The sequence below is a fragment of the Maridesulfovibrio sp. genome, from assembly GCF_963676065.1.
Taxonomy (GTDB): Bacteria; Desulfobacterota; Desulfovibrionia; order Desulfovibrionales; family Desulfovibrionaceae; genus Maridesulfovibrio.
Genome location: NZ_OY780933.1, coordinates 1193268 through 1219216, shown reverse-complemented (window position 1 = coordinate 1219216; position 25949 = coordinate 1193268). Strand labels below are relative to the sequence as shown.

General features: G+C 48.6%; 24 protein-coding genes. 16 read left to right on the top strand and 8 right to left on the bottom strand.

Annotated features, from left to right (window positions below; translation table 11 throughout):
• Positions 1 to 29: 29 nt before the first annotated feature.
• The 4 genes from ACKU35_RS05465 to ACKU35_RS05450 all read left to right on the top strand — a co-directional run bounded on the left by ACKU35_RS05465 (position 30) and on the right by ACKU35_RS05450 (position 4233).
• Positions 30 to 731 (top strand): PAS domain-containing protein, encoded by a 702-nt coding sequence (locus ACKU35_RS05465; RefSeq protein ID WP_319763904.1) that lies wholly within the window; start codon positions 30 to 32, stop codon positions 729 to 731.
• A 307-nt stretch (positions 732 to 1038) separates the two neighbouring features.
• A complete protein-coding gene (locus ACKU35_RS05460; protein ID WP_319763902.1) occupies positions 1039 to 1413 on the top strand; it encodes a RidA family protein in 375 nt (124 codons plus the stop codon).
• Positions 1414 to 1483: 70 nt separating this feature from the next.
• Positions 1484 to 2680, top strand: a complete 1197-nt coding sequence (locus ACKU35_RS05455; protein WP_319763900.1) for a dicarboxylate/amino acid:cation symporter — start codon at positions 1484 to 1486, stop codon at positions 2678 to 2680.
• 257 nt (positions 2681 to 2937) lie between these two features.
• Positions 2938 to 4233, top strand: a complete 1296-nt coding sequence (locus ACKU35_RS05450) for an L-serine ammonia-lyase, iron-sulfur-dependent, subunit alpha (protein ID WP_319763899.1) — start codon at positions 2938 to 2940, stop codon at positions 4231 to 4233.
• 117 nt (positions 4234 to 4350) lie between these two features.
• Here the strand turns inward: ACKU35_RS05450 and gltA are convergent, their stop codons facing one another.
• Together gltA and ACKU35_RS05440 are read right to left on the bottom strand one after the other, a co-directional pair.
• Complete coding sequence (gene gltA, locus ACKU35_RS05445; protein WP_319763897.1) at positions 4351 to 5766, bottom strand: NADPH-dependent glutamate synthase; 1416 nt, start codon at positions 5764 to 5766, stop codon at positions 4351 to 4353.
• Positions 5756 to 6601 carry a sulfide/dihydroorotate dehydrogenase-like FAD/NAD-binding protein gene (locus ACKU35_RS05440; RefSeq protein ID WP_319763895.1) on the bottom strand — a complete coding sequence of 282 codons (846 nt, stop codon included), beginning with the start codon at positions 6599 to 6601 and terminating at the stop codon, positions 5756 to 5758. Before ACKU35_RS05440 ends, gltA begins: the two co-directional genes overlap by 11 nt.
• A 313-nt stretch (positions 6602 to 6914) precedes the next feature.
• On the opposite strand from ACKU35_RS05440, the gene ACKU35_RS05435 reads away from it, so the two are divergent.
• The 3 genes from ACKU35_RS05435 to lepB all read left to right on the top strand — a co-directional run bounded on the left by ACKU35_RS05435 (position 6915) and on the right by lepB (position 10228).
• Positions 6915 to 7334 (top strand): hypothetical protein, encoded by a 420-nt coding sequence (locus ACKU35_RS05435; RefSeq protein WP_319763893.1) that lies wholly within the window; start codon positions 6915 to 6917, stop codon positions 7332 to 7334.
• Between the two features lie 412 nt (positions 7335 to 7746).
• The gene (gene lepA / locus ACKU35_RS05430) at positions 7747 to 9552 is read left to right on the top strand and encodes a translation elongation factor 4 (RefSeq protein WP_319763892.1); all 1806 of its coding nucleotides are present in this window, start codon (positions 7747 to 7749) and stop codon (positions 9550 to 9552) included.
• Positions 9553 to 9625: 73 nt separating this feature from the next.
• Positions 9626 to 10228, top strand: a complete 603-nt coding sequence (gene lepB / locus ACKU35_RS05425) for a signal peptidase I (protein ID WP_319763890.1) — start codon at positions 9626 to 9628, stop codon at positions 10226 to 10228.
• Between the two features lie 89 nt (positions 10229 to 10317).
• Here lepB and ald read toward each other — a convergent pair whose 3' ends face one another.
• On the bottom strand, positions 10318 to 11424 hold the full coding sequence (ald, locus tag ACKU35_RS05420; protein ID WP_319763888.1) for an alanine dehydrogenase: 1107 nt from the start codon (positions 11422 to 11424) through the stop codon (positions 10318 to 10320).
• 198 nt (positions 11425 to 11622) lie between these two features.
• Here ald and ACKU35_RS05415 point away from each other — a divergent pair, with 198 nt between their 5' ends.
• Positions 11623 to 12699 carry a response regulator gene (locus ACKU35_RS05415; protein WP_319763886.1) on the top strand — a complete coding sequence of 359 codons (1077 nt, stop codon included), beginning with the start codon at positions 11623 to 11625 and terminating at the stop codon, positions 12697 to 12699.
• A 77-nt stretch (positions 12700 to 12776) separates the two neighbouring features.
• On the opposite strand, the gene ACKU35_RS05410 is transcribed toward ACKU35_RS05415, so the two are convergent.
• Both ACKU35_RS05410 and ACKU35_RS05405 read right to left on the bottom strand, forming a co-directional pair.
• Positions 12777 to 13304: a rhodanese-like domain-containing protein gene (locus ACKU35_RS05410; protein ID WP_319763884.1), complete on the bottom strand. Its 528-nt coding sequence runs from the start codon at positions 13302 to 13304 to the stop codon at positions 12777 to 12779.
• A 26-nt stretch (positions 13305 to 13330) separates the two neighbouring features.
• Positions 13331 to 13801 carry a MauE/DoxX family redox-associated membrane protein gene (locus tag ACKU35_RS05405; RefSeq protein WP_319763882.1) on the bottom strand — a complete coding sequence of 157 codons (471 nt, stop codon included), beginning with the start codon at positions 13799 to 13801 and terminating at the stop codon, positions 13331 to 13333.
• A 202-nt stretch (positions 13802 to 14003) separates the two neighbouring features.
• On the opposite strand from ACKU35_RS05405, the gene ACKU35_RS05400 reads away from it, so the two are divergent.
• Both ACKU35_RS05400 and ACKU35_RS05395 read left to right on the top strand, forming a co-directional pair.
• Complete coding sequence (locus ACKU35_RS05400; RefSeq protein WP_319763880.1) at positions 14004 to 15548, top strand: DEAD/DEAH box helicase; 1545 nt, start codon at positions 14004 to 14006, stop codon at positions 15546 to 15548.
• A gap of 17 nt (positions 15549 to 15565) precedes the next feature.
• The gene (locus ACKU35_RS05395) at positions 15566 to 16756 is read left to right on the top strand and encodes a pyridoxal phosphate-dependent aminotransferase (RefSeq protein ID WP_319763878.1); all 1191 of its coding nucleotides are present in this window, start codon (positions 15566 to 15568) and stop codon (positions 16754 to 16756) included.
• A gap of 166 nt (positions 16757 to 16922) precedes the next feature.
• Here ACKU35_RS05395 and ACKU35_RS05390 read toward each other — a convergent pair whose 3' ends face one another.
• Positions 16923 to 18083: an MFS transporter gene (locus tag ACKU35_RS05390; protein ID WP_319763876.1), complete on the bottom strand. Its 1161-nt coding sequence runs from the start codon at positions 18081 to 18083 to the stop codon at positions 16923 to 16925.
• Between the two features lie 110 nt (positions 18084 to 18193).
• Between ACKU35_RS05390 and ACKU35_RS05385 the strand changes: the two genes are divergently transcribed.
• The 6 genes from ACKU35_RS05385 (at position 18194) to ACKU35_RS05360 (ending at position 21999) form a co-directional block, all read left to right on the top strand.
• Positions 18194 to 18910: a SprT family zinc-dependent metalloprotease gene (locus ACKU35_RS05385; protein ID WP_319763874.1), complete on the top strand. Its 717-nt coding sequence runs from the start codon at positions 18194 to 18196 to the stop codon at positions 18908 to 18910.
• 116 nt (positions 18911 to 19026) lie between these two features.
• Positions 19027 to 19362, top strand: coding sequence for an STAS domain-containing protein (locus ACKU35_RS05380; RefSeq protein ID WP_319763872.1), 336 nt, complete (start codon positions 19027 to 19029; stop codon positions 19360 to 19362).
• 7 nt (positions 19363 to 19369) lie between these two features.
• Positions 19370 to 20140: a DsbA family protein gene (locus ACKU35_RS05375; protein WP_319763870.1), complete on the top strand. Its 771-nt coding sequence runs from the start codon at positions 19370 to 19372 to the stop codon at positions 20138 to 20140.
• A gap of 136 nt (positions 20141 to 20276) precedes the next feature.
• On the top strand, positions 20277 to 20789 hold the full coding sequence (locus tag ACKU35_RS05370) for a chemotaxis protein CheD (RefSeq protein WP_319763868.1): 513 nt from the start codon (positions 20277 to 20279) through the stop codon (positions 20787 to 20789).
• Positions 20790 to 20824: 35 nt separating this feature from the next.
• Positions 20825 to 21622, top strand: a complete 798-nt coding sequence (gene budA / locus ACKU35_RS05365) for an acetolactate decarboxylase (protein ID WP_319763866.1) — start codon at positions 20825 to 20827, stop codon at positions 21620 to 21622.
• Between the two features lie 62 nt (positions 21623 to 21684).
• Positions 21685 to 21999 (top strand): Hpt domain-containing protein, encoded by a 315-nt coding sequence (locus ACKU35_RS05360; RefSeq protein ID WP_319763864.1) that lies wholly within the window; start codon positions 21685 to 21687, stop codon positions 21997 to 21999.
• A gap of 33 nt (positions 22000 to 22032) precedes the next feature.
• On the opposite strand, the gene uvrA is transcribed toward ACKU35_RS05360, so the two are convergent.
• Positions 22033 to 24777, bottom strand: coding sequence for an excinuclease ABC subunit UvrA (gene uvrA / locus ACKU35_RS05355; protein WP_319763862.1), 2745 nt, complete (start codon positions 24775 to 24777; stop codon positions 22033 to 22035).
• A 182-nt stretch (positions 24778 to 24959) separates the two neighbouring features.
• A complete protein-coding gene (locus ACKU35_RS05350; protein WP_319763860.1) occupies positions 24960 to 25790 on the bottom strand; it encodes an HD domain-containing phosphohydrolase in 831 nt (276 codons plus the stop codon).
• Positions 25791 to 25949: the final 159 nt, after the last annotated feature.

The window sequence follows — 25949 nt, the reverse complement described above, 5'->3', positions numbered from 1 at the left end:
GATAAAAAGTTATTACTTGGGAGAAAATCTTGCCGGGAAGCGTTAAATCAAAATCTAAGCCAAACACAATCGACCATTATATCCCTTTTGTTGAATTTCTGGGAACATTTCTGGGCGATAATTGTGAAGTCGTGCTGCACGACACAACAAGTAAGGAAAAATCTGTACTTGCTATTGCAAACGAGCATATATCAGGGCGCGGGATAGGCGCTCCGCTTACGGATTTAGCCCTTAAATTTCTGGTGGAGAAGGTCTACCTCGAGAAAGACTGGGTGATGGGCTACACCACCGAAGGACGGACCGGAAACATACTCCATTCCGCAACATATTTTATCAAGGATTCAGAAGGCGAACTGCTGGGGATGCTCTGCCTGAACATGGACACTTCCGATATACTTGCCGCCCGGGATCTGATTAATAAAGTTATCAGCAGTTCCGGATTTAACCACTCAGTTAAGAAAAAAGATTTCAACACAGCTCACACTGAAGAGCATAGCGAAACCTTCCCCAAATCCATGGAAGATCTTACGGAATCACTGATAGTGAACGTAATTTCCGACACAAACATCCTGCCGGAACGTATGACATCCGATGAAAAAATGGATGTGGTTTCAACCCTTAATGAACGTGGAGTCTTCATGCTCAAAGGGGCCATAAAAGATGTAGCGAAGCATCTGGTTGTTTCCGAGGCCACGGTCTACCGTTACCTGCAGAAAATAAACGACAAGTAATAACAGCCGCTCTGCGGTCGCTGGTACTTTTTAAAACCGGACCAAACCCAACCTGGGTTTGGTCCGGTTTTTTCGTTTACACAAAACAAACTACATATGATTATGTTTTCATGAATTTAAGAGCATTATTTTTATTAATACGACAAACAAGCCCAAAAACGATAATTTTTTAGTCTATCTTTAATAATTTTTTCGCATTTGAATAATTTTTTATTGACGTGCGATTTTCTTATCGATATATCCAAATCCATCAGAACATGAAGGATGTTTTTAAACCGATACAAAAATACCATACAGGAGATTAACAATGAAAAAAGTAGTTGTAAGTGAAAAAGCCCCCGCAGCTGTCGGCTGTTACTCACACGCCATTGAAGCCGGAAATATGATTTTCACCTCCGGACAGCTGCCTGTTAACGCCGAAACCGGCAAAATGCCTGAAGGACCTGCGGCACAGGCGAAACAGTCTCTCGACAATCTCAAATACGTACTCGAAGCAGCCGGTTCTGAAATGAACAATGTGGTCAAAACCACTGTTCTCATCCAGAACATCGAAGATTTCGCCGCTATCAATGAAGTCTACGGAACCTATTTTGAGGAACCTTTCCCGGCAAGAAGCTGCTTTGAGGTAGCCAATCTTCCTCTCGGTGCTCTGGTTGAAATCGAGGCTGTTGCGGTAAAATAATTTTAATACGGACCACGGTGCTGCCGGATAATTTCAGGGGTCCGGCAGGGTCCTGACAAAGGAGTGGAAAATGTCGAATGATTCAAAGTTAAAAGAATTCGGGCTGATTATAAAATTGCTTATCGGTATCGCCATCGGTGTCGGCATAGGCCTTTTTGCCAACCATGCTATAATGGAAGTTGTAGTTACTGCTAAATACGTAATGGGACAGTTCATTTTCTATACTGTTCCCCTCGTGATACTTGCTTTCATCGCACCCGCGATCACCCGACTGGGACAAAACGCATCCAAAATGCTCGGTGTCGGCGTAAGTCTGGCATATTTGTCCGCAGCAGGGGCCGCAACCATGGCAGCTGTAGCCGGATATATACTTATTCCGCATCTTTCCATTGCGACTCAGATAGAAGGATTGCGTGAACTGCCCAAGGTTGTATTCCAATTGTCCATTCCGCCGATCATGTCAGTCATGACCGCGCTGATTACCGCCGTTATTCTCGGCATTGCCACCATCTGGGTTAAAGCCAAAACCTTTGAAAACCTGCTCGGTGAATTTGAAAATATCATGATGCAGGTAGTCAGCCGTATCATTATTCCCGTGCTGCCTTTTTTCATCGCAGCCACCTTTGCAGGACTTGCCTACGAAGGCAGCCTGACTAAACAGCTTCCCGTTTTTATGGAAGTTATTGTCATCGTCCTTATCGGTCACTTCATCTGGCTGAGTCTGCTCTATACTCTTGCGGGCATTATCTCCAAACGTAATCCCCTTGAAGTTTTCAAACACTATCCACCGGCATACCTTACCGCCGTTGGTACCATGTCCAGCGCGGCGACCCTGCCGGTATCTCTTGAATGCGCGAGCAAATCCGAGGTCCTCGGCAAGGATACCGTTGAGTTCATGGTTCCCCTTGGCGCGACCATCCACCTTTGCGGCTCCGTGCTCACTGAAACCTTTTTTGCCATGACCATCTCCATGATGCTCTACGGCAGCCTGCCTTCTGTTGGCACTATGGCGTTGTTCATTGTGCTTTTCGGTATCTTCGCCATCGGCGCGCCCGGTGTTCCCGGAGGAACCGTTATGGCTTCCCTCGGTATCGTCGTCGGCGTACTCGGCTTCGACCCGGCCGGTGTTGCCCTGCTGCTGGCGGTTTTCGCCCTTCAGGACAGCTTCGGTACCGCCTGCAACGTCACTGGTGACGGAGCATTGGCACTCATGATGGAAGGTATATTCAACCGTAACGGAGAACTCGAAAAAGCCCGCGCATCCTAAGCCCGGTCTTCCATTATACCCTGCGGGATTTAATTATCCCGCAGGGATTAGATTGGGCACGCCATGCTCTTTTTTGAATAAAATATTTTGCATCCGGCAGCCTAAAACCTTTATCATCTATCCATTTGTACGTGTTCATTTAAAATAAATTTTCAGCATAGAATACGGCGAAGCCCTAATAATAGTTTTTGGGATTCTTAACCCTTTTTACAAAAAGAGGTTAAGGCCCCCGGCAGGGCCGCCGGAGGCATATCATAATGATAAATAAAAAATGGTCTGAATTCGCAGAGATTCTCAAACGTGAAGTTGTCCCCGCACTGGGCTGCACAGAACCGGTTGCTATCGCACTTGCCGCTGCAAAAGCAGCTGAAACACTGGGGTGCGAGCCTGAAAGCGCTGTAGTTAAAGTCAGCGGCAACCTGCTCAAAAACGGAATGGGCGTAGGCGTTCCCGGCACAGGAATGACCGGGTTGAACATTGCAGCGGCCGTAGGTATTACCGGTGGTAAATCCGAACTGGCGCTGGAGGTTCTGCGCGACCTGAACGCCGAACAGCTGGCAGCTGGTAAGAAACTCATCGCGGACGGCCGGCTCCATGTGGAACTTTCCGATACGGAAGAACTACTCTACGTGGAAGCTGTAGTAAAAAAAGGTGAAGATTCCGCCCGCTGCGTAATTGCACGCTCGCATTCCGCCATTGTGCTGGTGGAAAAAAACGGTGAAGAACTGTTCACAGCGCCTTTGATCAGCGACGAGGATAAAGAATCCGGCTGCACCATGAGCATGAAAGAAATTTTTGAATACGCCACCGAAGCCCCGCTGGAAGATTTAAGTTTCATCCTTGAAGCAGTAAAACTTAATGAGAAGGTTGCAGCTGAAGGTCTTGCTTCCGATTGGGGACTTATGGTCGGTAAATCCATAGCCAAGGATATCGAAGACGGTATCCGTTCCGATGATATAGTTTCTTACGCCATTAAGATTACCGCAGCAGCTTCTGATGCGCGCATGGAAGGCATTCAGATGCCGGTAATGAGTAACTCCGGCAGCGGCAATCAGGGCCTGACGGCCACGTTGCCTGTTGTTGCTTTTGCCAGACGTCGTAACGCAAGTGAAGAGCAGCTTGTCAGAGCTTTGATTCTAAGCCACCTTTCCGCTGTGCATATGAAGAGCCACCTCGGTAAGCTTTCCGCTCTCTGCGGAGCAAGCCTTGCCGCCACAGCTTCCGGTTGCGGCATAGTGCTTATCCTCGGCGGCGGACTTAAAGAAGTGGAAAGCACCATCAAGAACACTCTCGGCGATATTGCCGGAATGATCTGCGACGGCGCAAAGACCTCCTGCGCCCTGAAGGTTTCTTCGGCTGTTGAAGCAGCCATCAACTCAGCATTGCTGGCGATGAAAGGGATTTGCATTCCCGGAAAAGACGGCATCCTCGATGATGACATTGAAGCCTGCATCCGCAACGTGGGGCAGCTGGGTTCAGTGGGTATGGCCCAGACGGATAAAGTCATCCTTAAAATAATGACCGATAAACATACTACTGCTCCGGCAGCATAATTTATACAGCACTACACCCCCTTAAAGTCGTCTCCTTGACGAAAAAGCCCCCCTGACCAGCATCAGGGGGGCTTTGTTTTAGCAAAACTTCAGTAGTGGTTAACTCATAGTTAAGAGTTACACACCAAGCTTTTCAGCTATAGTTCTGGCTGCGCGGCGTCCTGCGCCCATAGCCGAGATTACTGTTGCGGACCCACCCGCAATGTCCCCGCCGGCATAAACGTTGGGAATAGAGGTTTCACCGCTTTCGGGGTCGGTTACGATATAACCCCGCTTGCTTAATTCCAGACCGGGAGTAGCTTCGAGCAGTACCGGATTGGCACCTGTTCCGACTGCGAGGATAACCATATCCACTTCCAGCTCTTTGGTCTTGCCCTCAACAGGAACAGGACGGCAGCGACCTGATTCATCAGGTTCACCAAGTTCCATAACCTGCAATGTCATGGACTTAACTTTTGAATTTTCGTCACCGTTGAGCGAAATGGGCGATGTGAGCAACTCAAGCTGAACGCCCTCCTCAATGGCATGATGCAATTCCTCGAGACGGGCCGGCATCTCATCCTGAGTGCGGCGGTAAGTGATGTAAACATTTTCCGCTCCCAGACGCAGAGCGGTACGAGCAGCGTCCATAGCTACGTTACCGCCACCGACAACGGCCACGTTGCGGGCCTTTGGTGCGGGGGTGTCATAGTTGGGAAAATCGTAAGCCCTGCCGAGATTAATGCGGGTCAGATACTCATTAGAAGAATAAACACCGACAAGATTTTCGCCGGGTATATTCAGGAACCAGGGAAGTCCCGCTCCGACACCGATAAAAACAGCATCAAAACCGTCTTCAAAAAGATCTTCCACAGTGACCGTTTTACCGCCCACATAATTGGGCTGAAAAGTTACGCCTTTGGACCACAGCGCACCGACTTCACGGGCCACGATGGATTTTGGCAGGCGAAATTCAGGGATACCGTAAACCAGCACACCGCCAACTTCGTGCAGGGCTTCGTATACGGTTACGGGAACACCGCGCGCGGCAAGATACCCGGCAACAGTCAAACTGGAAGGCCCGGAACCGATACAAGCGACCTTGAACTGATCATTGGGCAGGGAACAGGCAGTATGCCCGGTAATCATTTCACAGGCCGAATCACTGTCAAAAGTATCAGCTACAAATCTTTCCAGCCTGCCAATTGCAACAGGCTCATATTTTTTACCCAGAATGCAGGAGCCCTCACACTGGGATTCCTGCGGACAGACCCGGCCACAGACAGCCGGCAATGCATTGGTTTCCTTGATTACCCGGTATGCGGAAGGGATATCGCCGTCAGCCAGATGCTTAACGAAACTTTTAATATCGATTTCAACCGGACAGCCCTTCTGGCAAAGCGGTTTTTTACACTGTAGGCAGCGAGCGGCTTCGGCCATGGCTTCTTCTTTAGAATAGCCAAGCGCCACTTCGCTGAAATTTTTGTTACGGACATCAGCCGGCTGCTCCGGCATGGGGGTACGGGTCGGCGTAAAGTTCTGTTTATTCACCATGGCAGCTACAACTCCTGAACATTGTCATTGAAAGGTCTTCCTGCTCCTTATACTGGGTAAGGCGCATTCTCAGCTCGTTGAAATCAACTTCATGTCCGTCGAATTCAGGGCCGTCCACGCAGGCGAATTTTGTTTCACCGCCTACGCTGCAACGGCAGGCTCCACACATACCCACACCGTCAACCATGATGGAGTTCAGGCTGACTGTGGTTTTAACGCCGAAGGGTTCGGTAACCTTGGCGACTGCTTCCATCATGGGTACGGGGCCGATAGCTACAACCTCGGCAACATCTTTATCCTGCTCAAGGCGTTCGCGAAGAAGGTCGGTAACAAAACCTTTATGACCGCTGGAACCATCATCAGTGGCGATAAGCAGTTCAGGGCAAAAATAGCCAAGTTCGGTACAGAAAAGGAGCATATTCTCGCTGCGTGCGCCGACAATAGCGACAACATGGTTTCCGGCTAAGTGGTGGCCCTTGGCAATATGATGCATGGCCGCAATCCCGGTACCACCGCCCACACAGATGACAGTGCCGGATTTTTCAATATGAGTCGGTTTACCGAGAGGACCGCAGACATCAAGAACGGTATCCCCTTCATTCAACGTTTCAAGCAGGGCTGAACTTTTACCTACAACAAGGTATACTATGGTGATTGTGCCTGCTTCCTTGTCAGTGTCAGCAATAGTGAGAGGGATGCGTTCACCTTTTTCATGGATGCGTAGAATTACAAAATTTCCCGGTTTAGCCTTTTTGGCAATTTGAGGACAGTCAAGGACCAGCATGGATGTCTGGCCGGGGATAAGTTCTTTTTTGATCAGAATTTTGTTGCTCATAATCTCCTACACTGCTTAAGTTTCAGGGGAAGTTAAAACTTTGCCCCCCTTAATGCAAGACCAAGACTGATTATAAAGACCCTCCGGCGCCTTTTTCAGCCTGTAGTGAAGCCCTCTTGCCAATTCTGCCCTGACGTATTATATATTAATACATCTTAGCAGATGTTTATTTTCATCAGCTTCCACGGACGGAAGCCGGAAACACCGCGTATCATTCATGGATGATTGCGAAAATCGCAGGTACGGCGGATTGCCAGCAATGGCAGTCGGCCTTTTTTGTCTACGCGGAACGGTTTTTCTGGTGGAGTGAGAAGTGAGAATAGCAGCACAGGGCATAAACCAATATGCCGATAATAAGAAGAAGTGGTCCACAGAGACTGCCGCTGAAGCAGCAAAGGTAAAGGCACGCGTAACAACGCGTAAATACGACTTCAGTATCGGTAAGCTCGGTATAAATTTCACTGCGAAGGACCTCGAATTTGAATCGGACGAAGCCAGCAAGGCTTCGCGCGAATTCCGATCAAAAACCTATCCACGTACTCAGACCGAAGAGCGACACGTACAGAATGTACACCGGCAGCTCGCTCTCACACAAACGTCCCTTTCCGAAGATTCCGCCATTTTCAATCCCGGGAGCACTGGATACATGAGGACCAGAGCAATTAATGCCTATTCCCGACAGTCCCGTGCTCTTGAGTACGCGCTTCCGGGCAGCGCTCTCGGCAAAGTCTGATTCCGTCAGTATTCACAATTCCACAATTCAAGGCCGCTTTCTGTGCTGCGCACGGCGATCCAATTTCCCTATAACCCAGAAGGATCATTGGCCCATTACTGTGAAAACAATGCAATAGCAGTATCATTTTTCATTAGAGCTGGACTTATCTTTAATATAAATTGATGGGTCAATCAATTGCTTTCGCAACAAAAATGATACATTTATTTAACATTGAAACAGGTATAGGGATTAATTTCGATTCCCGGACTGTGGAAAGCTTTCTATTCTTGCCGGAGCCGCAATTACATATTAGACAGCGGCTCACAAATACCGTAATAAGAAGTCCCTTTACCCCTGCTTCCAAGCGGAAACAGGAAAACAAAAATAACTACAAGCCGACGTCCCTTGGAGGATGCCGACATTTTTACATATGGCTAAATTAGATAAAATAAGAAATTTCAGCATTATTGCGCACATTGACCACGGTAAGTCCACCTTGGCGGACCGCATCCTTGAACTCACCGGACTGGTTTCAGACCGTGAAAAAAAGGACCAGTACCTTGATAAGATGGAACTGGAACAGGAACGCGGGATTACCATCAAGGCACAGACAGTGCGTATTCCTTACAAAGCCGCTGACGGCGAGGAATACATCCTTAACCTTATCGATACCCCCGGACACGTGGACTTCAGTTACGAAGTTTCCCGTAGCCTGGCCGCTTCGGAAGGAGCTTTGCTGGTGGTGGATTCCACGCAGGGAGTGGAAGCACAGACTCTTGCCAACGTTTTTCTGGCATTGGATCACGACCTTGAAATCGTGCCCGTGCTCAATAAAGTGGACCTGCCCAGCTCCGATTGCGAACGGGTAGGACAGGAAATCGAGGAAGTTATCGGGCTGGATTGTTCCGATCCGCTTATGATCAGCGCCAAAACCGGGCTGAACGTGGAAGACGTGCTCGAAGCAATCGTCAACGAACTGCCGCCGCCGGCTGGTGACCCCGATGCGCCGCTCAAAGCCCTGATCTTCGACTCGTGGTACGACTCTTATCAAGGTGTAGTTGTTCTGTTCAGAATTCTGGACGGTACCATTAAAAAAGGCGACAAAATCCAGATTTTCTCCACCGGACGTACCTTCGATGTAACTACGCTGGGGGTTTACACTCCTGAACCGCAGAACACCAAAGAACTTGCCGCCGGTGAAGTAGGATTTTTGTGTGCCAGCATGAAAGAGCTGAATGACGCGCCGGTGGGTGATACAATCACTCTCGCCGCTGACCCGGTGAAAATTCCTTTTCCCGGTTTTCAGGAAGTCAAACCCATGGTTTTCTGCGGACTATACCCGGTCGAACCGGCCGAGTACGAACCGCTCAAAGCCGCGCTGGAAAAATTGCAGCTCAACGATACCGCTTTCTCATTTGAGCCGGAAACATCCACCGCCCTCGGATTCGGTTTCCGCTGCGGTTTTCTCGGTCTGCTGCATATGGAAATTATTCAGGAACGTCTGGAGCGCGAGTTTCAGGCAAAACTCATCGCTACCGCGCCTTCCGTTGTCTATCAGGCAAGGCTGAATAACGGTGATATTCTTGAAATTGATAACCCCAGTAAGATGCCGGATGCAGGTGACCTTGAATCACTTGCCGAACCTTTCTGCCGTCTTGAAATCCACGTGCCCAACGATTATGTCGGAGCCGTGCTCAAGCTCTGCGAAGAAAAACGCGGAATACAGAAAGACATGCGTTATCTGACATCATCAAGGGTTATCATTACTTATGAGGTTCCATTTGCGGAAATCATGTACGACTTTTTCGACAAGCTTAAGTCGCACACCAAAGGCTATGCCTCCCTTGATTACGAGGTTATTGATTACCGTGAATCAAATCTGGTAAAGCTGGACATCCTGATCAACACTGATCCGGTAGATGCCTTCTCGGCCATTGTCCACAAAGATTCCTCTTATCCGTTCGGACGTTCACTGGCCCTGAAGCTGAAGAGAGCTATCCCGCGCCAGATGTTTGAAATCGTCATTCAGGCCGCAATCGGTCGTAAGATCATTGCCAAGGAACGAGTTGCCCCGTTCAGGAAAAACGTTACCGCCAAGTGTTACGGCGGAGACATTACCCGTAAGCGTAAACTTCTGGAAAAACAGAAGGAAGGTAAAAAGCGCATGAAAAAAATGGGTAATGTTGAAATCCCGCAGGAAGCGTTCATGGCCGTACTCAAAGCCGGCGAAGATTAACTGAGCGTAGACACTCAATTTTGCAAACGACTCGCCCTGCGTTAAAGGCAGGAAACTATAAGGACATTAGATTATGAATCCCAGATGGCAGAGCACCGTAAAGGAATATATTGAAGCTCTTTTTATCGCACTCATACTGGCTCTTTTCATCCGAACCTTTATCGTGCAGGCATTCAAGATTCCGTCCGGTTCCATGCTGCAGACTCTCCAGATCGGAGACCATCTGCTGGTAAACAAATTTTCATACGGCGTTAGAATTCCGTTTACCGGAAAAGTTATCCTGCCGGTGGATGACCCGAAGTATCAGGACATTATTGTCTTCAAATACCCCGGTGACACCAGCAAGGATTACATAAAAAGGGTTATCGGTGTTCCCGGAGACACTGTGGAGATCAAGAAGAAAAAGGTCTTCGTAAACGGCAAAGAACTTGTCGAACCTTACGTGCAGTATACCGACAGCACCCACATTTCAACACTGCGTGACAACATGCCGCCCCGGGTAATTCCCGAAAACGAATACTTCGTTATGGGCGACAACCGCGATGGTTCCAACGATTCCAGATTCTGGGGCAATGTTCCCAGAGAGAACATCTTAGGAAAGGCGTGGATTATCTACTGGTCTTGGGGCGGTCCCAATACCGTTCGCTGGGAACGTATCGGAGACATCCTGCATTAAACTGGCTACAGTTGTTGAAATATCAGATTATGACCGGGCTGCGGGGATTCCCCTGCAGCCCGGCTCTTTTTTATGGAGCGCACCCGGCTCTAGGACAAAGCCTCGTCGGGAGTGATGAAATCAAGACCGAAAGCCTCGCCCACTGCGGGATAAGTGAGACTTCCCTTCATTGTGTTAAGTCCAAGCTTAAGTGAGGGATTATCGCGTAATGCGTCCAGTCCCTTGTCAGCAAGCTGCAGCGCATAAGGCAGGGTTTGATTCACAAGGGCGAAAGTTGAAGTTCTGGGCACCGCGCCGGGCATATTGGCGACACCGTAATGCACTACACCGTCCACAACATAAGTTGGATCAGTGTGGGTAGTGGGCTTGATGGTTTCAACGCAGCCGCCCTGATCAACAGCGACATCGACAATCACAGCACCTTCCTTCATAGTGGAAAGCATGCCGCGTGTTACCAGATTCGGAGCCTTGGCACCGGGAATCAACACCGCTCCGATGACCAGATCGGCCTCGGCGACTGCTGCGCGAATGTTCGGCTCAGTGGAAGTCATGGTACTTACCCGGCCTTTGAAAATATCATCAAGATACTGGAGCCGCGCATGATTAACGTCGAAGATTGTGACTCGCGCGCCCATGCCTGCGGCAATCTTGGCCGCGTTGGTTCCAACCACACCGCCGCCGATGACCATTACATTTGCAGGAGCAACCCCGGGAACGCCGCCCACGAGGATCCCCAGACCGCCCTTAGGCTTTTCCAGATGCAGTGCTCCTTCCTGAGCGGCCATACGCCCGGCAACTTCACTCATGGGTGTCAAAAGAGGCAGGGAACCGTCAGGCAACTGAACTGTTTCGTAAGCAACACCGGTGGTACCGGACTCAAGAAGAGCATTAGTCAATGCTTCGTCCGCAGCAAGATGTAAATATGTAAAAAGCAGCAGGTCTTCGCGAAGATATTTATATTCCGAGGCAACGGGTTCTTTCACCTTGATGACCATTTCCGCGGCCCATGCGTCATCAACTGACCCCATCCTTGCTCCCGCATTGCTATAGTCATCATCTGAAAGCCCGGAACCGACACCGGCGCCCTTTTCCACCACCACAGAATGACCGCGACGGACAAGGGTTTCAACCGCACCGGGAGTCATGGAAACCCTGTTTTCCATGGTTTTTACTTCCTTTGGAATACCAATAAGCATATCTTCAACTCCTGCTGATAAAAATTTGTAGAATAGAAAAGATGCAACAACCTAACGCAACAGCAACTTTCTTAGCAACGGCAAAATACAAATAAAAAGCAGCGTATTTCACAAGACAAATACAATATTTCTGTTTTATGCAGTTCTTAAGTAGAATAGAATAAAAGCAGAACCCCGGAACGCAAAGGATTCAGACAAATGCCTATATATCCAAACAACATACCGACGATACTCATCGTAGATGACGAACCTTTTAATCTGGAATTCCTTGAAATTGTATTGAAACAACAGGGCTACAACATACTTACGGCAAGTGATGGACGCTCCGGGCGGGAAATGGCGGAACAGATGCAGCCCGATCTTATTCTTCTGGATATCATGATGCCCGGAGAAAACGGCTTTGAGTGCGCTACCGTGCTGCGATTATCACCGGAAACATCTGAAATACCGATTATATTTCTAAGCGCACTGGATGATGAAGATAATACATCAAGGGGGTATGATGCCGGAGCTGTTGATTTCATCGTCAAACCATTTGAATACAAAAACGTAGTCAATCTCATCAGACTGCACCTAAAATTACATTTCTGCGACAGCCAAAGGACAGTCGGCACACCGCATCATTCCGGCAGTATAAAAAGCATCGATTACCCATCGTGCGGAGCCAGAACTTTTTTCACCGCGCCTAAGCAAACCGCCCGAACATTTGTTTATGAAACAGTTGTCACGGAGAACAAGACCGAAAGCCATTTTCTGCTCAACTGTGCAGGGGTAAACGAGGAAGAGATTCACGAAAAAATCAGGTTTCTGCTGGCGGAAAACACCGGTCCGCTTTTCAGTCCATCCGAAACAATGCGAAATATCGGCATGGATCTGAATAAACATTACAAAAAAGATACACAACTCACGGCAAGCTATGTCCGAATAGACAGGGAGACCGAGACCCTGACTGTAGTCAATGCCGGAGCTCTCCCGGTTATCCTGATCAAGGAAGAAACTCTTTTACTTATCGAAAGACAAAGCGAAAGTCTCGGCTGTCTTGGCCTCGGCCACCCACCCTGTTCTACATTTAAGACGAGCAAAGGAGACCGCATTTTCATGCTCAGCAGAGGATTACTGTCCTCCTTCGACTGGGAAGGCGACGGCATACGCGAACTGCAGGATGACTTCCTGCGCCATACCGGTAACGATATAGAATCAGTCTGCCGTAATGCAGGTAAAGCATTGCTAAAGAAAGGAGCCTTGGAAGGAATTCTGTCCGGGATTGAGCTGTAAGCTGACGCTCCTAAATAAAAAGCCCCGGCGCACAACGCACCGGGGCAGGGAGAAATAACCGGTATACCCAGCTCTAATTATTTTACTGAAGCAACAGGATACTTGGCGCCTTTCCATGCGAAAATGCCGCCGGGGTATCTTTTTACGTTGGTGTAGCCGAGTTTCTTGGCCCAAGCGGCACCGTTATGACTACGGGTACACTTTACGAAACCGCAATAGACAATGATGAGCTTATCTTTATCAGGACCGAGCAACTCAACGAACTGCTCTTTTGTCTTGCCGTCGGTTTTCGCAACATCCCACTCAACCATATCGGGAATGGGGAACAGAAACTGCTTGGCGCCGGGAACATGCTCTTTCTTGTAACTGGCTTCATAGGGCATAGTATCGATGATAATCATATCTTCTTTTTTATCTATCAGCCCCTTCAATTCAGTAGTGGTAATCACGTCATAATCACCGCGCTGGACTTCCTTGACCAGTTTAACCGCGCCTTTTTCTTTCTCAACTTCCTGTGCGAATTTGTCAGAGCCAAGACACCCGGTCACGGCCAGCATCAACGCACACAAAACAGCGATAACAGAAATATTCTTGATCAGTTTCATTCCTTCATCCTCCAGATTTAAAAAAACTATTCAGCAACCAGACACCGTACAGAACGGGAACGGTACCCCTTGACCCTGCGCAGCAAGTAGAGATAGCCGCAGCCAAGCAGCAGGAATGCATCACGCAGCAAAGCTTCACGCAGGGAATGATAAGCTTCCCCTTCCGGATCACCGGGAGCGAAGCAACCGCAATCCACATCAAGCCCCATGTTGATCCCGTGTCCCAATACCGCCATAAAAACCAGCAACAACAGCGAATACGAAAGAAGGGAACCTTTAACGTCCCAAAGCAATCCGATAGCGATAACTATCTCCACCGGCGGCAGCAGCAGAGCCGCGACATAATTCAATTCTCCCGGCAGCAATCCATAACCGCTGATAACAGTAGCGAATCCTTGCACATCCATAAGCTTTCCAGCCCCCGCATACATGAATACGCAGGCCAGAATTCCCCTGATTATGAAATAGACCCGTCTGGACATCAGCTTATCAATCATTGCAACACCCATAGAAAATTTTATTAGTTTGTGGTTACATGCAATTTCATATTTAGATCAAATAGTTAAACTAAATCACTGCAAAGAGCCTTTATCCGTATTCTCTATAGCTACAATCATCTGCCAAAATACCCTTTGCAAAATCCGACACTTATAGCGTAGTGTTTCAGGGATATTTCAAGTTTTAATAGGAAAAACATTTATGACCAATTCAAAAGACGACCAAGACGCGAAGAAAATGCATAATGAGAAAGTTCATGATGAACCGGACAAAGTAGTGGAGCCAGAAGAAGCCCTGCCGGAAATCACCGTAGAAGACCTCCCCCCATCCATACTTAACGCGCTTGACAAAACAGGCTGGGACAAACTCACCCCGGTCCAATCCAAATCACTCCCCTATCAACTGAGTAACCGGGACCTTATGGTTCAGGCCAAGACCGGAAGCGGAAAAACAGGCGCGTTTGTCCTGCCTCTGCTGGAAAAACTCGACCCAAATATCAACTATACTCAGGCGCTCATTCTTGTGCCTACCCGCGAACTTGCGCGACAGGTCGAGCGAGAAGCTGAATTAATTTTTAAGGGTTCCGGTCTGCGGGTTCTTTCCGTATACGGAGGAGTCGGCTATGGACACCAGCGGGAAGAATTAGAAAAAGGCGCCCACATGGTTGTCGGCACACCGGGCAGAATTCTGGATCACCTGCTGCGACGCACCTTCGACCTGGAAGACCTCGAAACCCTGATTTTCGACGAAGCCGACCGCATGCTTTCAATCGGATTCTATCCGGATATGCGCGAAGTAAAATCCTACCTGCCGCGCCGCCCGATATCCGCTTACATGTTTTCCGCAACATTTCCCGAACATGTCATCAGGCTCTCCAAAGAATTCATGTACAAGCCGCAGTTGCTCAGCCTGAGCAGCAAACAGGTGCATGTTACCGAGATTGACCACGCCTATTACGAAGTTCCATCCATGGGCAAAGAACGTCATCTCATGCGAATTTTGGAGATCGAGAACCCGACTTCTGCCATCATATTTTGCAATACCAAAGCCAATGTTGAATTTGTCTCCGCCGTACTTAATAATTTCGGATTCAATGCCGCGGACCTGACCTCTGACCTTTCACAGTCCAAACGGGAACGGGTTCTTTCCGAGCTTCGCTCAGGAAAAGTACGTTTTCTCGTGGCCACCGACATTGCAGCTCGCGGTATCGACGTGCCGGACCTCTCTCACGTGATTATGTATGAGCCTCCCGAGGACAAAGAATCATACATCCACCGTGCAGGACGCACCGGACGCGCAGGTTCTTCCGGGGTGGCCATTTCCCTCGTGGATGTGATCCAGAAAATTGAACTGCAACGCATCGCCGCAGCCTACAATATCAATTTTGAAGTCCGCGAACTTCCGGACGATAAGCAGGTGTTGGAGACCATCAATGAAAGGCTGACTACAATCCTTGAAGGTCAATTCCGTTCACGGACAATACTTGAAAGAGAACGTATCGGACGCTATAAAGATCTGGTCCGGCAACTGGCCGAAGATGAAGAACAATGCACGCTGGTAGGCATGCTGCTTGACGAACTCTACCAGAAATCCCTGCACGCCCGCCCGGAACAGCCCCCGGCACCAAAACCCAAACCGCAAAGAAACCCCCGTCCCCGCAATAAAAGCTATCGAGGCAAGCCAAACCAAGGCGGAAAACCTCAAAACAAGGGGAAAAGCGGGTATTCAAATAAAAACCGCAGATAGAAAAGTGGAGAATTAAAATGAAACTTCTTTCAAACCAAGTAGAAGGATACATCCATCGCTCATCCTGGATCCGCAAGATGTTTGAAACAGGCATGGAGCTGAAGAAAAAGTACGGTGAAGATGCAGTCTGTGACTTTTCACTGGGCAACCCGGATGTACCTGCCCCCGCAGCAGTAGGCAAAGGTCTCAGAGAACTTGCCGACACAGCGGATGAACCATTCGCGTTCGGCTATATGCCCAACTTCGGCTACCCCGCTGTACGCGAAAAACTGGCCGAAACCGTCTCCGCCGAACAAGGTGTAAAAGTAGCAGGTACCGACCTTGTAATCACCTGCGGAGCTGCCGGCGGCATCAACGCTCTCTACCGGGCTATCCTTGAACCCGGCGAAGAGGTCCTCTGCCCGGCGCCCTACTTCGTGGAATACGGTTTTTATGCCCAGAACTCCGACGGAGAACTGGTCACTGTGCCTTCCAAACCGCTGACCTTTGAGCTGGACCTTGAAGCCATTGAGGCCGCCATTACTGAAAAGACCCGTGTGGTTCTCATAAACTCGCCGAACAACCCCACCGGTGCCGTCTATACCAAAAAGGAACTTGAAGGCCTTGCCGCGATTCTCAATAAAGCCAATGAAAAACGCGAACGCCCCATCTTCCTCGTTGCTGATGAGCCTTACAGATTTCTGGCATTTGACGATGTCGATGTGCCTTCCGTTTTACCTCTTTATCCTTACAGTATCGTGATCAGTTCTTTTTCCAAGAACCTTTCCCTCGCCGGGGAACGCATCGGTTACGTTCTGCTCAACCCTGATATGCCGGGGAAAGAACAGCTCCTGACCGGGCTGGTGCTCACTAACCGTATCCTCGGTTTTGTCAATGCTCCCGCAGTCGGCCAGAAACTTCTTGAAAAGGCCCTCGGCTCACAGGTGGATAAAAACATTTACCTTGAACGCCGCAATGTTATGGATTCTGTGCTCAAAGAAGCAGGCTACTCCTACACCATGCCCAAGGGGGCTTTCTACTTCTTCCCCGAAGCTCCCGGCGGTGATGACGTAAAATTCTGCGCCGCACTGCAGGAAGAAAAAATCCTCGCAGTTCCCGGTACAGGTTTCGGTTGTCCCGGTTACTTCCGCCTCGCCTTCTGCGTTGGCACTGAAGTAATCGAACGCTCCCGTGAGGGCTTTAAGAAAGCCATAGAAGCATTTAAATAAAAACGGACTCCGGTAGTTCTCCTATATAATTATCGGAGCTTTCACCGTTCAGTTTCTAAAAATATACCTAAAAATGAGGCCGCAATATCTGCCATGATATTGCGGTCTTATTCTTAACAACAAACTCCATCCGTAGATGAATATTACGGATGGCTTTCAGAAGATTCTATATGGCCTGTCCCTTGAGACGCAACTCACGATCCACAAACTGGCTCAACACAAGAGAAAACACCGACATCCCGGCAGCACCGAGAAAAACAATGCGATAATCCTGCATCCAGGCGATACCACCCAAAACCGGAACGAATACCGCCGCGATGTGGTTGATGGTGAAACTCACCGCCATACTGGGAGCAATGTCCGGCCTGTCCGCAATTTTCTGGAAAAAGGTTTTGATGGCCATACTGAAATTAAAAAAGATATTGTCCAGTATGTAGAGCAGCGCGCCCACAAGCGGGCTGTCCGTAAAAGCATAGGCCGTGAAGATGAGAACCAGGCTGGCATATTCCAGACTCAACACCTTGCGCTCGCCGAATCTGTTTACGCACTTGGCTATGATCGGGTTCGCAAAATAGTTGATCACATTGTTAAGTACAAACAAAATGGCAATATGCTGCAATGAAAAGCCGAACTTCTTAACCAGCAGAAAAACTGCGAAGGCCACAAAAATCTGCCTGCGCGCACCGGCCATAAAACTGAGCGCATAAAAAAGCCAGTATTTGGAACGGAAAACCATCTTCTTATGCTGGGGAGGCAGGTTCGGTGATGACGGGTCAAGGGTCAAACAATAAAGCCCGGCAAGAATCGCGATTGTACCAGCCATCAAAAATATTTCCGTATAGCCCATAAACCCGGAAATGGAGATAACCACTACTCCCACACAGATATTAGTCGCAGCCGCAAGACTGCGCAGCCGGCCCATTACCAATGGGGCCTCCGAATAACCGAAATATTGCAGCGTCAGGGATTGGTTCAAGGTTTCATAATAATGAAAACCGAAAGACATAATCAGAGTGGTAAAGGCCAACCCGGCAAAGGAAGGCATAAAACCGGTCATACAGACACCAAGCCCCATTACAACAACCGAAAGCGCGGCCAGACGATGCTCCTTGATGAACATAAGCACGTAGATTACAAGCAGGGAGAGGAAACCGGGAATCTCGCGGATGGAACCTGTCAGACCGAATTGCCCGCCGTCCAGCCCGGCAACCTCCACCGCAAAGTTGTTAAGCAGGGTTCTCCAGCCTTGAAAGCCGATAGTGGTGGCGATGGTCAACACCAGCAGAAAAATATACATCTTACGGGAAGTAAAATTTGTTGTAGACACGCTGTGATCCTTGAAAATGGTATGGTGAGAGGAAAGAAGTACTCAAGCAGAGACAGTGAAAGTAATCCCCCGTCCAGCATAAAACAAGTTAAAAAATTGATAGGAAAAAAATGGCAGATTTTCCACTCCCGTACTCGGTACGGGTCAGCCCGAGGGCAAAAAATGTAATCATCAAACTCATCCCGGACAAAGGGATTGAGGTCGTGCTGCCCAAAGGGGTAAGCCACAGGGATGTCCCCGGTTTTCTGGAAAAACGGAGGGAGTGGATCAAGCGCAACATCCGTAGGCTGGAAGAAAAAGGCTTATCGCTTGACCCCCCGGACCTGAACCTGCCGGAAGCGATACATTTTCCCGCCACCGATAAAACATTCGCGGTGCGTAGAGTCAGAAACAAGAAGCAGGAATTGCGCATGCGCCGCAATGTGGACAAACTGCTCATCAGCGGAAATGACTGGTCTCTGGACGAAGAGCTTAAACTGCTAACCGGATTTGTGCGTAAGGAAGCAAAAAAATTTCTTGTAGCAGAACTCAGGAGTATTTCTAAGGAACTGAACCTGCCCTTCAACAAGGTCTTCATACGCGCCCAGCGAAAGCGATGGGGAAGCTGCTCTGCCAAAGGTAATATAAACCTGAACATGAAACTAATGTTTCTGCCTTACCGACTGGTCCGGTATGTTCTTATCCACGAACTCTGCCACACTGTGCACCTAAACCATTCCGCAAAATACTGGCGGCTTGTCAAAATGGTTGAACCGGAGGTTGATAATCTGGAAAAGGAGCTTTCGCAGTCCGGTCGTCTGGTCCCTGCATGGGTCGATTATCAGTAGGAACGTCCACAAGCATTCATGCTTACCCTTTACAAACGCCGGTAAATGAATGAAGTTTATATCTAGATACCATTAAATAACACACAACCGTATTTATATATTTTTAAGGATTCGCAATGAAAATCAACAGTAAAAAAATAGGCGAAGTAATGATCATGGAGATTGAAGGTCGCCTTGATGCCCTTACCGCTACAGAACTTGAGGACGAATTGTGCAAGTACATAAATCAGGGTGAGACAAAGGTAGTATTTGATCTCGGAGAACTGGAATATATTTCAAGTGCAGGGCTGCGGGCGATACTTTTTTGCGCCAAAAAGCTGAAAGGATCAGACGGAGCCATCGCTTTTGCGGGCATAACCGGCATGATCAGTGAAGTTTTTGAAATTTCCGGATTCGGAACAATGTTTAACATATACAATTCCGCACTTACCGCAGTGGAAAAGATATCCTGAGCCGACCATGCCGAAAAAACTGTCCGTCCTGATCATCCTGTCCATGCTGACAGCATTCGGCTTCCCGGCCGCAGCGGACAATTCTCCTTCCAAAGAAAAGCTCCGCATTCTCCTGAAAAATAATCCCGACCTGATCTTTGAAGCCCTCAAAGGACACGAAGAAAAACTTTACGATCTTTTACAGATCGGGCTTGAAAAAAAGAACAAAGCACGTATCCGGGCCGGCAGACTCAAACAGCTGAAGAACCCCAAGATCCCGGCTCTGCATGCAGACCGCCCGGTCTGGGGTCCCGCAAACGGGGAAATCAATATCGTAATGTTTTCCGATTTCCAAAGTGCAAGCTGCTCAAAGGCAATTCGGATCATTCAAAAGCTTTTGCAAAAACATCCGGAAATAAGCTTCCGCTACCGGCACAACCCGCTGGGTCTGCACAAAATGTCCCTGCCTGCAGCCCGCTATTACGAAGCCTTAGCCTTGCAGGATCACGCTAAAGCCCGCAAGCTTAACGGCCTGATTCTGCGAAACAGAATCTCAATCAAAAACGAAGGTCGCAAAAAGCTTGATGAACTGGCTGAGCAATGCGGAGCGGATATGAACCAGCTGCATAAAACACTAAACTCTCCGCAGGTAAAAGCCCGTATTGACGAGGACAAAAAAGAAGCACGCAAATTCGGCCTCACCGCCTCCCCGGTTTTTCTTATCAACGGAGTTACCGTTACCGGAGCGCCGCCACTGGAAGAATTTGAAGAAGTTTTGCAAATGATACACAATAATTAAAATCTGTTTAAATAATTCACTCATATTTTTTGACAAAAGAGGATACAAAACGGCACAATTATACTGGGCAGTAACTCGATAGTCATATACTGTCACCAAAGATATACAGAAAAATGCAACGAGAAAGACAAAGATAATGCCCCTGAACAATTCTGATATACGCCGGGTTTTCCTGCATACCGGAGACGCTTACATAGGCGTGACGCCTACTTTGGTCTCCACGGTGCTGGGTTCATGTGTGGCTATTTCCATGTTTTGTCCGCGCACCAGACAAGGGGCGATATGTCATGCTTTTCTCCCTTCACGTGTTAAATCCCCAGATTCGAGAGAACCTTACCTGCAAATTTGCAGATATGTGGACACCTCCGTACCCCATTTGCTAAAGAGTATGAATCGTCTGGGAGTCAAAAAGAGTGAGATTGAGGTCAAACTGTTCGGAGGGGCAACAGGGCTGACCTACTCGCAAGTTAGACCTTCATGCGCGCTGGGCATCGGCAACAGAAACGTTGAAGCGGCCCTTGAACACCTCAAGGCACACGGATTGCCCCCCCGCAGCATGGATGTGGGTGGCAACGTGGGCAGAAAACTGCTCTTCAGCACTTACACCGGCGATGTCTGGATCAAAAGACTTGAAAAAAAAATGCTCTAAAGCCCGCTTGAGCCGGGACAAGACCGATTAAGAATATGAACATAACTAATAAGCTTTCTTCTGTAATACTTTTTCTTGCTCTGGCCGTGTGCTTACTGCCCGGAATCTCCAAAGCGGGCGAGACAATCTATCAATACTCGATCATTGATTCACTGCTAGCGGGGAACTATGATGGCGAACTGACCATCGGTGAATTAAAAGGACATGGAGACACCGGGATAGGTACCTTTAACCACCTAGATGGGGAAATGGTCTTCCTTGACGGGGAAATTTACAAAATAAACTCCACGGGTAAAGCCCTAAGGATAGAAGATACCGAGCGCACCCCTTTTGCGACGGCAGCCTTTTTTAAGACCGCTACAATCGTCAAACTTGATTCCATAAAGACACTGGCTGAACTCGACAAAAAAATTTCAAACGCCATCGGCTCGGAAAATATTTTTTATATAATCAGAATTGACGGCACCTTTCACAAAATGCGCACCCGCAGCGTACCTGCCCAGACCAAACCATACCTCCCGCTGATCGAGGTGGTAAAAAAGCAGAAAAACTTCAGGTTCAAGGACGTTGCGGGATCACTTATCGGCATCAAAAGCCCTACCTACGTGAAAGGAATCGGTATTCCGGGGTTTCACTGGCATTTCATCACCAAAGACCGTACAGCCGGAGGGCACGTACTTGACTGTGCCTTTACTGATCTGGCAGCCAAGGTAGGAGCATACAACAATGTTTCCCTGCAACTCCCGGAATCCAGAAACTTTCTGAAGACTAAATTTAATCAAGATAAGCAAAAAGAATTAAAAGCTGTGGAAAAATCTTCAGAGAAGAAGTAATATTACTCTAAGTCACCTGCGCTCTGGTATAATCAAAACAACTCAGTCGGGAGAATGTTATTATGAATGACCGCATTGTTATTCCGGTGGATGAAGATCTGGAAGCTATAATGCCTCGCTATCTGGAAATCAGACAACGAGAACTCTCGGAACTTGAAAACGCTGTTGAGAAAAAAGATTTTGAAACCATACGTTTGCTGGGACACCGCCTCAAAGGTACCGGGTCTTCGTACGGTCTTGACGAACTTACCCGCTTGGGAACTATAATCGAAGATAAAGCTCTGGAGCAGGAGCTGACATCAATATCGAAGCATACAGCCGTAATCAGGCATTTCCTTGAACATCTCGACATTAAATACGTTGAAGTGGACGAATAAAAAAACCGGAAGTTTTAAAACTTCCGGTTTTTTTTAGACCAAAAATTGTCCCGTAACAGAATCAGGATTGGCAATGATTTCTTCAGGAGTCCCGTGAGCCACTATCCGCCCCCCGGACTCTCCTCCTCCGGGTCCTAAATCAAAGACATAATCGGACGCACGGATAACATCAGTATTATGCTCGATGACGATGACCGTAGCGCCTTTTTCCACTAGCTGCTGTAGGACCTTAATAAGCTTGCCCACCTCGTGCATATGCAGTCCGGTCGTCGGCTCATCAAGGATGTAGAGGGTTCCGGGCAGGCTGCGTTTACCAAGCTCGCGCGAGATCTTGATCCGCTGGGCTTCCCCTCCGGAAAGCGTGGTAGCCGGCTGGCCCAATTGAACATATTCAAGACCCACCTGCTCCAACACTTCCAGTCTGCGATTCAGGGTGGGATGGTTCTCAAAAAAGGCCTTGGCCTGACGCACGGTCATATCCAGAACTTCCGCAATATTCTTGCCTTTGTAATCCACTTCCAGAGTCTGACTGTTGTAACGTTTACCCTTGCAGACATCACAGGTCACATACACATCGGGCAGGAAATGCATTTCCACCCTGATCTGACCATCACCGCGACAGGCTTCGCAGCGACCGCCGCGCACGTTAAAGCTGAAACGTCCAGGCTTGTAGCCGCGCTTCTTGGATTCTTTGGTTGCACAGAAAATCTTACGAATTTCATCAAATATCTTGGTGTAGGTGGCCGGGTTGGACCTTGGAGTCCTGCCGATTGGAGACTGGTCGATAGAGATGACCTTTTCAATCTTCTCGATTCCTTCAATACCGGAGATACGGCCCGGCTGATCCACTTTCACCCCACGCGAAAGGGCAAGGTGCTTGTACATGGAATCCACTACCAGCGAGCTTTTGCCTGAACCGGATACCCCGGTAAAACAACAGAGCACGCCCAGAGGAATATCCACATCCAGATTCTTGAGGTTGTTTGTATTAACCCCTTTTAATTTGATCCAATCCTTTGGAATGCGCCGCTCGTCCGGCTTATCAAGAACCAGTTCACCACGCAGGTATCTGGCGGTCAGGGTCTGGGCCTTATCGAGCAGTTTTTTCACACTTCCCTGAAAGACAATTTCCCCGCCGAGCATGCCCGAGCCGGGGCCGATCTCAATAACATGATCGGCATTGCGGATGGTGGATTCATCATGCTCCACAACCAGCACGGTATTACCACGGGACTGCAAAGAACGCAGGGTTTCGATCAAACGCTCATTATCGCGCGGATGAAGACCGATGGAGGGTTCATCAAGCACGTAGGTCACACCCACCAGACCAGACCCAAGCTGACCGGCCAATCTGATACGCTGGGCCTCACCACCGGACAAAGTCGCCATGTTGCGGCCGAGATTCAGGTAATCAAGCCCTACGTTGACCATGAAACCCAAACGATGGGTCAATTCTTTCAAAAGAGGTTCGGCGATAAGCAGTTCATGACCGGAAAAATCAAGCTCTTCCAACCAATCCAAAGCCCTCTTGATGGACATGGAGCAAAATTCAAAAATTGAAACATTTTCCACCTTAACCGCCAAAGATTCAGGGCGCAGTCTAGCTCCTTCACAAGCGGGACAGGGCCGCGACTGACGGAAACGGGAAAGTTCATCGCGCCAGATCCGTCCAAGGTTGTGCCCCACCTCAAGCAGGTCGACTACACCTTCCCAGCCCAGCTCTTTGTCACCATAGAAAAGGGCCTTGTGCGCTGCTGCCGAAAATTCACTTAACGGCGTATCCACTTTGAACCCATGCTTCTTGCCTAATGCCCGGAAATCCTTTTCATAGCGCTCAAACATCTTCGGGGATTTCCACGGAATAACCGCCCCGGTTTTAAGCGAAAGTCCCTTGTTGGGAGCCAGCAGTTCCGGCTCATAATATTCAACACTGCCGATGCCGGAACAAAGGGTACACGCACCTTGCGGACTGTTAAACGAAAACAGCTGCGGGGAAAGTTTCGGCATGCTTATTTTACACGAAGGACAGGTGGACATGGTCGAAAGATAAACATCTTCTCCGCCGATTATGGAAACAACTATGGATTCATCACCGTACCGCAGAGCCAGCTCCAGCGAATCGCCGAGCCTCTTTTTCATGTCGCCCTTGATTACAAGACGGTCCACAACCAGATCTACATTATGCTTCTTGTTTTTCTCAAGATCAGGAACATCATCAATGGTATAGATCTGACCGTCCACACGCACACGCACGAAGCCCTCTTTTTTAAGCTTCTTAAACAAATCCTTGTGCGTTCCTTTCTGATGATCCACCAGCGGAGCCAGCAGCATAAACTTGGTTCCTTCGCCAAGAGCCATGATCCGCTCCAGAATTTCATCTGAAGTCTGAGCCGCGATGGGTATGCCGCATTCCGGGCAATGAAATTTACCAAGCCGCGCAAAGAATACACGCAAAAAGTCATAAATTTCAGTGACCGTACCCACGGTAGAACGCGGGTTGCGGGAAGTGGATTGTTGCTCCAGAGAAATTGCGGGGGATAAGCCCTCGATTTTATCAACCTGCGGCTTATCCAGCTGGGGAAGAAACTGCCGTGCGTAAGCGGAAAGGGATTCCACGTAGCGACGCTGTCCCTCGGCATAAACGATGTCAAAAGACAAGGTCGATTTACCGGACCCGGAAGGACCGCAAACAACAACCAGCTGATCACGCGGAATATCAAGATTTAAATTTTTAAGGTTGTGCTGGCGCGCACCTTCAATATGGATAGATTTTTTCATGTATTGAATGCCTTCGGCTACCCTACCGGGTCCTTAAACCCTTTATGTAAAAAGATTTTAAGAACCCCAAAAACTGTTATTAGGGCTTCGCCGCGTTATGCGATTGTTAAGATAAAATTAACACGAAGGGAGAGAATAAACATTTTCAAAAAGAAGGCAAGCTTATCAGGAACGATTATTAATTATTTTTTTGTGTCATGACTTGGAAAAACGCAATTAGGCGTAGCGCAAGTGCTGAAATTATCTTCCACATCTTCAAGGCCGAACTCAATAATATCACTTATGAACAACTCTACCAACTCAGGATCAAGCGAAGGCCCAGCCAGTTTACGCAGGATGCCGAAGGCTTTTTCAAGATCCATGGCATTCTGATAGGTTCGGGTGGTGGTTATCGCGTCAAAAACATCTGCAATAGACAGGATGCGCGATCCGGTCTTAATTTCATCGCCCTGCAAACCGTTGGGGTATCCGGTGCCGTCCAGCCGTTCATGATGCGAGCGCACATATTCTAAAGCAGGACCGAGAAATTCCAATCCACGGAGCATCTTGAAGCCCCATTCCGGGTGCTGCTTGATCTCTGCCAGCATCTCCGCGTCCACCTTGGTGTCCACATTCTGAATCAGGCGGTCGCTGAACCCTATCTTGCCGATATCGTGCAGGGTTCCGGCCACGTGCATGGTCCATATTTCATCATCGGAAAGCTCCATTTTACGGGCAAGCCGTTCGCAATAGTTCCCCACCCTTTCCGCATGCCCACGGGTGTAAGGATCGCGCAGGCTCAAACCACGCGCTACAGCCTTGATAGTTGCGACGATATTACACTTAAGCTCGTCATTGGCCTGCTCAAGCGCAAACTCACGAGCCTCAATACGGACCATCATCAAACCCACGGATTCCGCCAGTTCCCTGACATAAGGATCATAATCCCCGGTGGTCAGGTGCATGATGTCATTGGAATAATTTCCGCCGGAAATTTCCTGAATGCAGGTCAGCAGTTCGGTGAGTCCTTTCATGTGAGTGTCCGTAAGGTTAGATAGAAAAACTAGCTACTTAAAAAAATAACTCGGTAGAATTAAAAAAGACCAGAATTAATTTTTCCAAAAACAGCAATGAGTGAAATAACGCCATAAGCGACAGAAAAAAAACAATTCCGCCTTTAATTGTATCAATTT

What these genes read in the sequence shown, in the direction of transcription:
- ACKU35_RS05460 (WP_319763902.1), top strand. Translation starts at nt 1,039, where the DNA reads ATGAAAAAAGTAGTTGTAAGTGAAAAAGCCCCCGCAGCTGTCGGCTGT.
- ACKU35_RS05455 (WP_319763900.1), top strand. Translation starts at nt 1,484, where the DNA reads ATGTCGAATGATTCAAAGTTAAAAGAATTCGGGCTGATTATAAAATTG.
- ACKU35_RS05450 (WP_319763899.1), top strand. Translation starts at nt 2,938, where the DNA reads ATGATAAATAAAAAATGGTCTGAATTCGCAGAGATTCTCAAACGTGAA.
- gltA (WP_319763897.1), bottom strand. Translation starts at nt 5,766, where the DNA reads ATGGTGAATAAACAGAACTTTACGCCGACCCGTACCCCCATGCCGGAG.
- ACKU35_RS05440 (WP_319763895.1), bottom strand. Translation starts at nt 6,601, where the DNA reads ATGAGCAACAAAATTCTGATCAAAAAAGAACTTATCCCCGGCCAGACA.
- lepA (WP_319763892.1), top strand. Translation starts at nt 7,747, where the DNA reads ATGGCTAAATTAGATAAAATAAGAAATTTCAGCATTATTGCGCACATT.
- lepB (WP_319763890.1), top strand. Translation starts at nt 9,626, where the DNA reads ATGAATCCCAGATGGCAGAGCACCGTAAAGGAATATATTGAAGCTCTT.
- ald (WP_319763888.1), bottom strand. Translation starts at nt 11,424, where the DNA reads ATGCTTATTGGTATTCCAAAGGAAGTAAAAACCATGGAAAACAGGGTT.
- ACKU35_RS05415 (WP_319763886.1), top strand. Translation starts at nt 11,623, where the DNA reads ATGCCTATATATCCAAACAACATACCGACGATACTCATCGTAGATGAC.
- ACKU35_RS05410 (WP_319763884.1), bottom strand. Translation starts at nt 13,304, where the DNA reads ATGAAACTGATCAAGAATATTTCTGTTATCGCTGTTTTGTGTGCGTTG.
- ACKU35_RS05405 (WP_319763882.1), bottom strand. Translation starts at nt 13,801, where the DNA reads ATGATTGATAAGCTGATGTCCAGACGGGTCTATTTCATAATCAGGGGA.
- ACKU35_RS05400 (WP_319763880.1), top strand. Translation starts at nt 14,004, where the DNA reads ATGACCAATTCAAAAGACGACCAAGACGCGAAGAAAATGCATAATGAG.
- ACKU35_RS05395 (WP_319763878.1), top strand. Translation starts at nt 15,566, where the DNA reads ATGAAACTTCTTTCAAACCAAGTAGAAGGATACATCCATCGCTCATCC.
- ACKU35_RS05385 (WP_319763874.1), top strand. Translation starts at nt 18,194, where the DNA reads ATGGCAGATTTTCCACTCCCGTACTCGGTACGGGTCAGCCCGAGGGCA.
- ACKU35_RS05380 (WP_319763872.1), top strand. Translation starts at nt 19,027, where the DNA reads ATGAAAATCAACAGTAAAAAAATAGGCGAAGTAATGATCATGGAGATT.
- ACKU35_RS05375 (WP_319763870.1), top strand. Translation starts at nt 19,370, where the DNA reads ATGCCGAAAAAACTGTCCGTCCTGATCATCCTGTCCATGCTGACAGCA.
- ACKU35_RS05370 (WP_319763868.1), top strand. Translation starts at nt 20,277, where the DNA reads ATGCCCCTGAACAATTCTGATATACGCCGGGTTTTCCTGCATACCGGA.
- budA (WP_319763866.1), top strand. Translation starts at nt 20,825, where the DNA reads ATGAACATAACTAATAAGCTTTCTTCTGTAATACTTTTTCTTGCTCTG.
- ACKU35_RS05360 (WP_319763864.1), top strand. Translation starts at nt 21,685, where the DNA reads ATGAATGACCGCATTGTTATTCCGGTGGATGAAGATCTGGAAGCTATA.
- uvrA (WP_319763862.1), bottom strand. Translation starts at nt 24,777, where the DNA reads ATGAAAAAATCTATCCATATTGAAGGTGCGCGCCAGCACAACCTTAAA.
- ACKU35_RS05350 (WP_319763860.1), bottom strand. Translation starts at nt 25,790, where the DNA reads ATGAAAGGACTCACCGAACTGCTGACCTGCATTCAGGAAATTTCCGGC.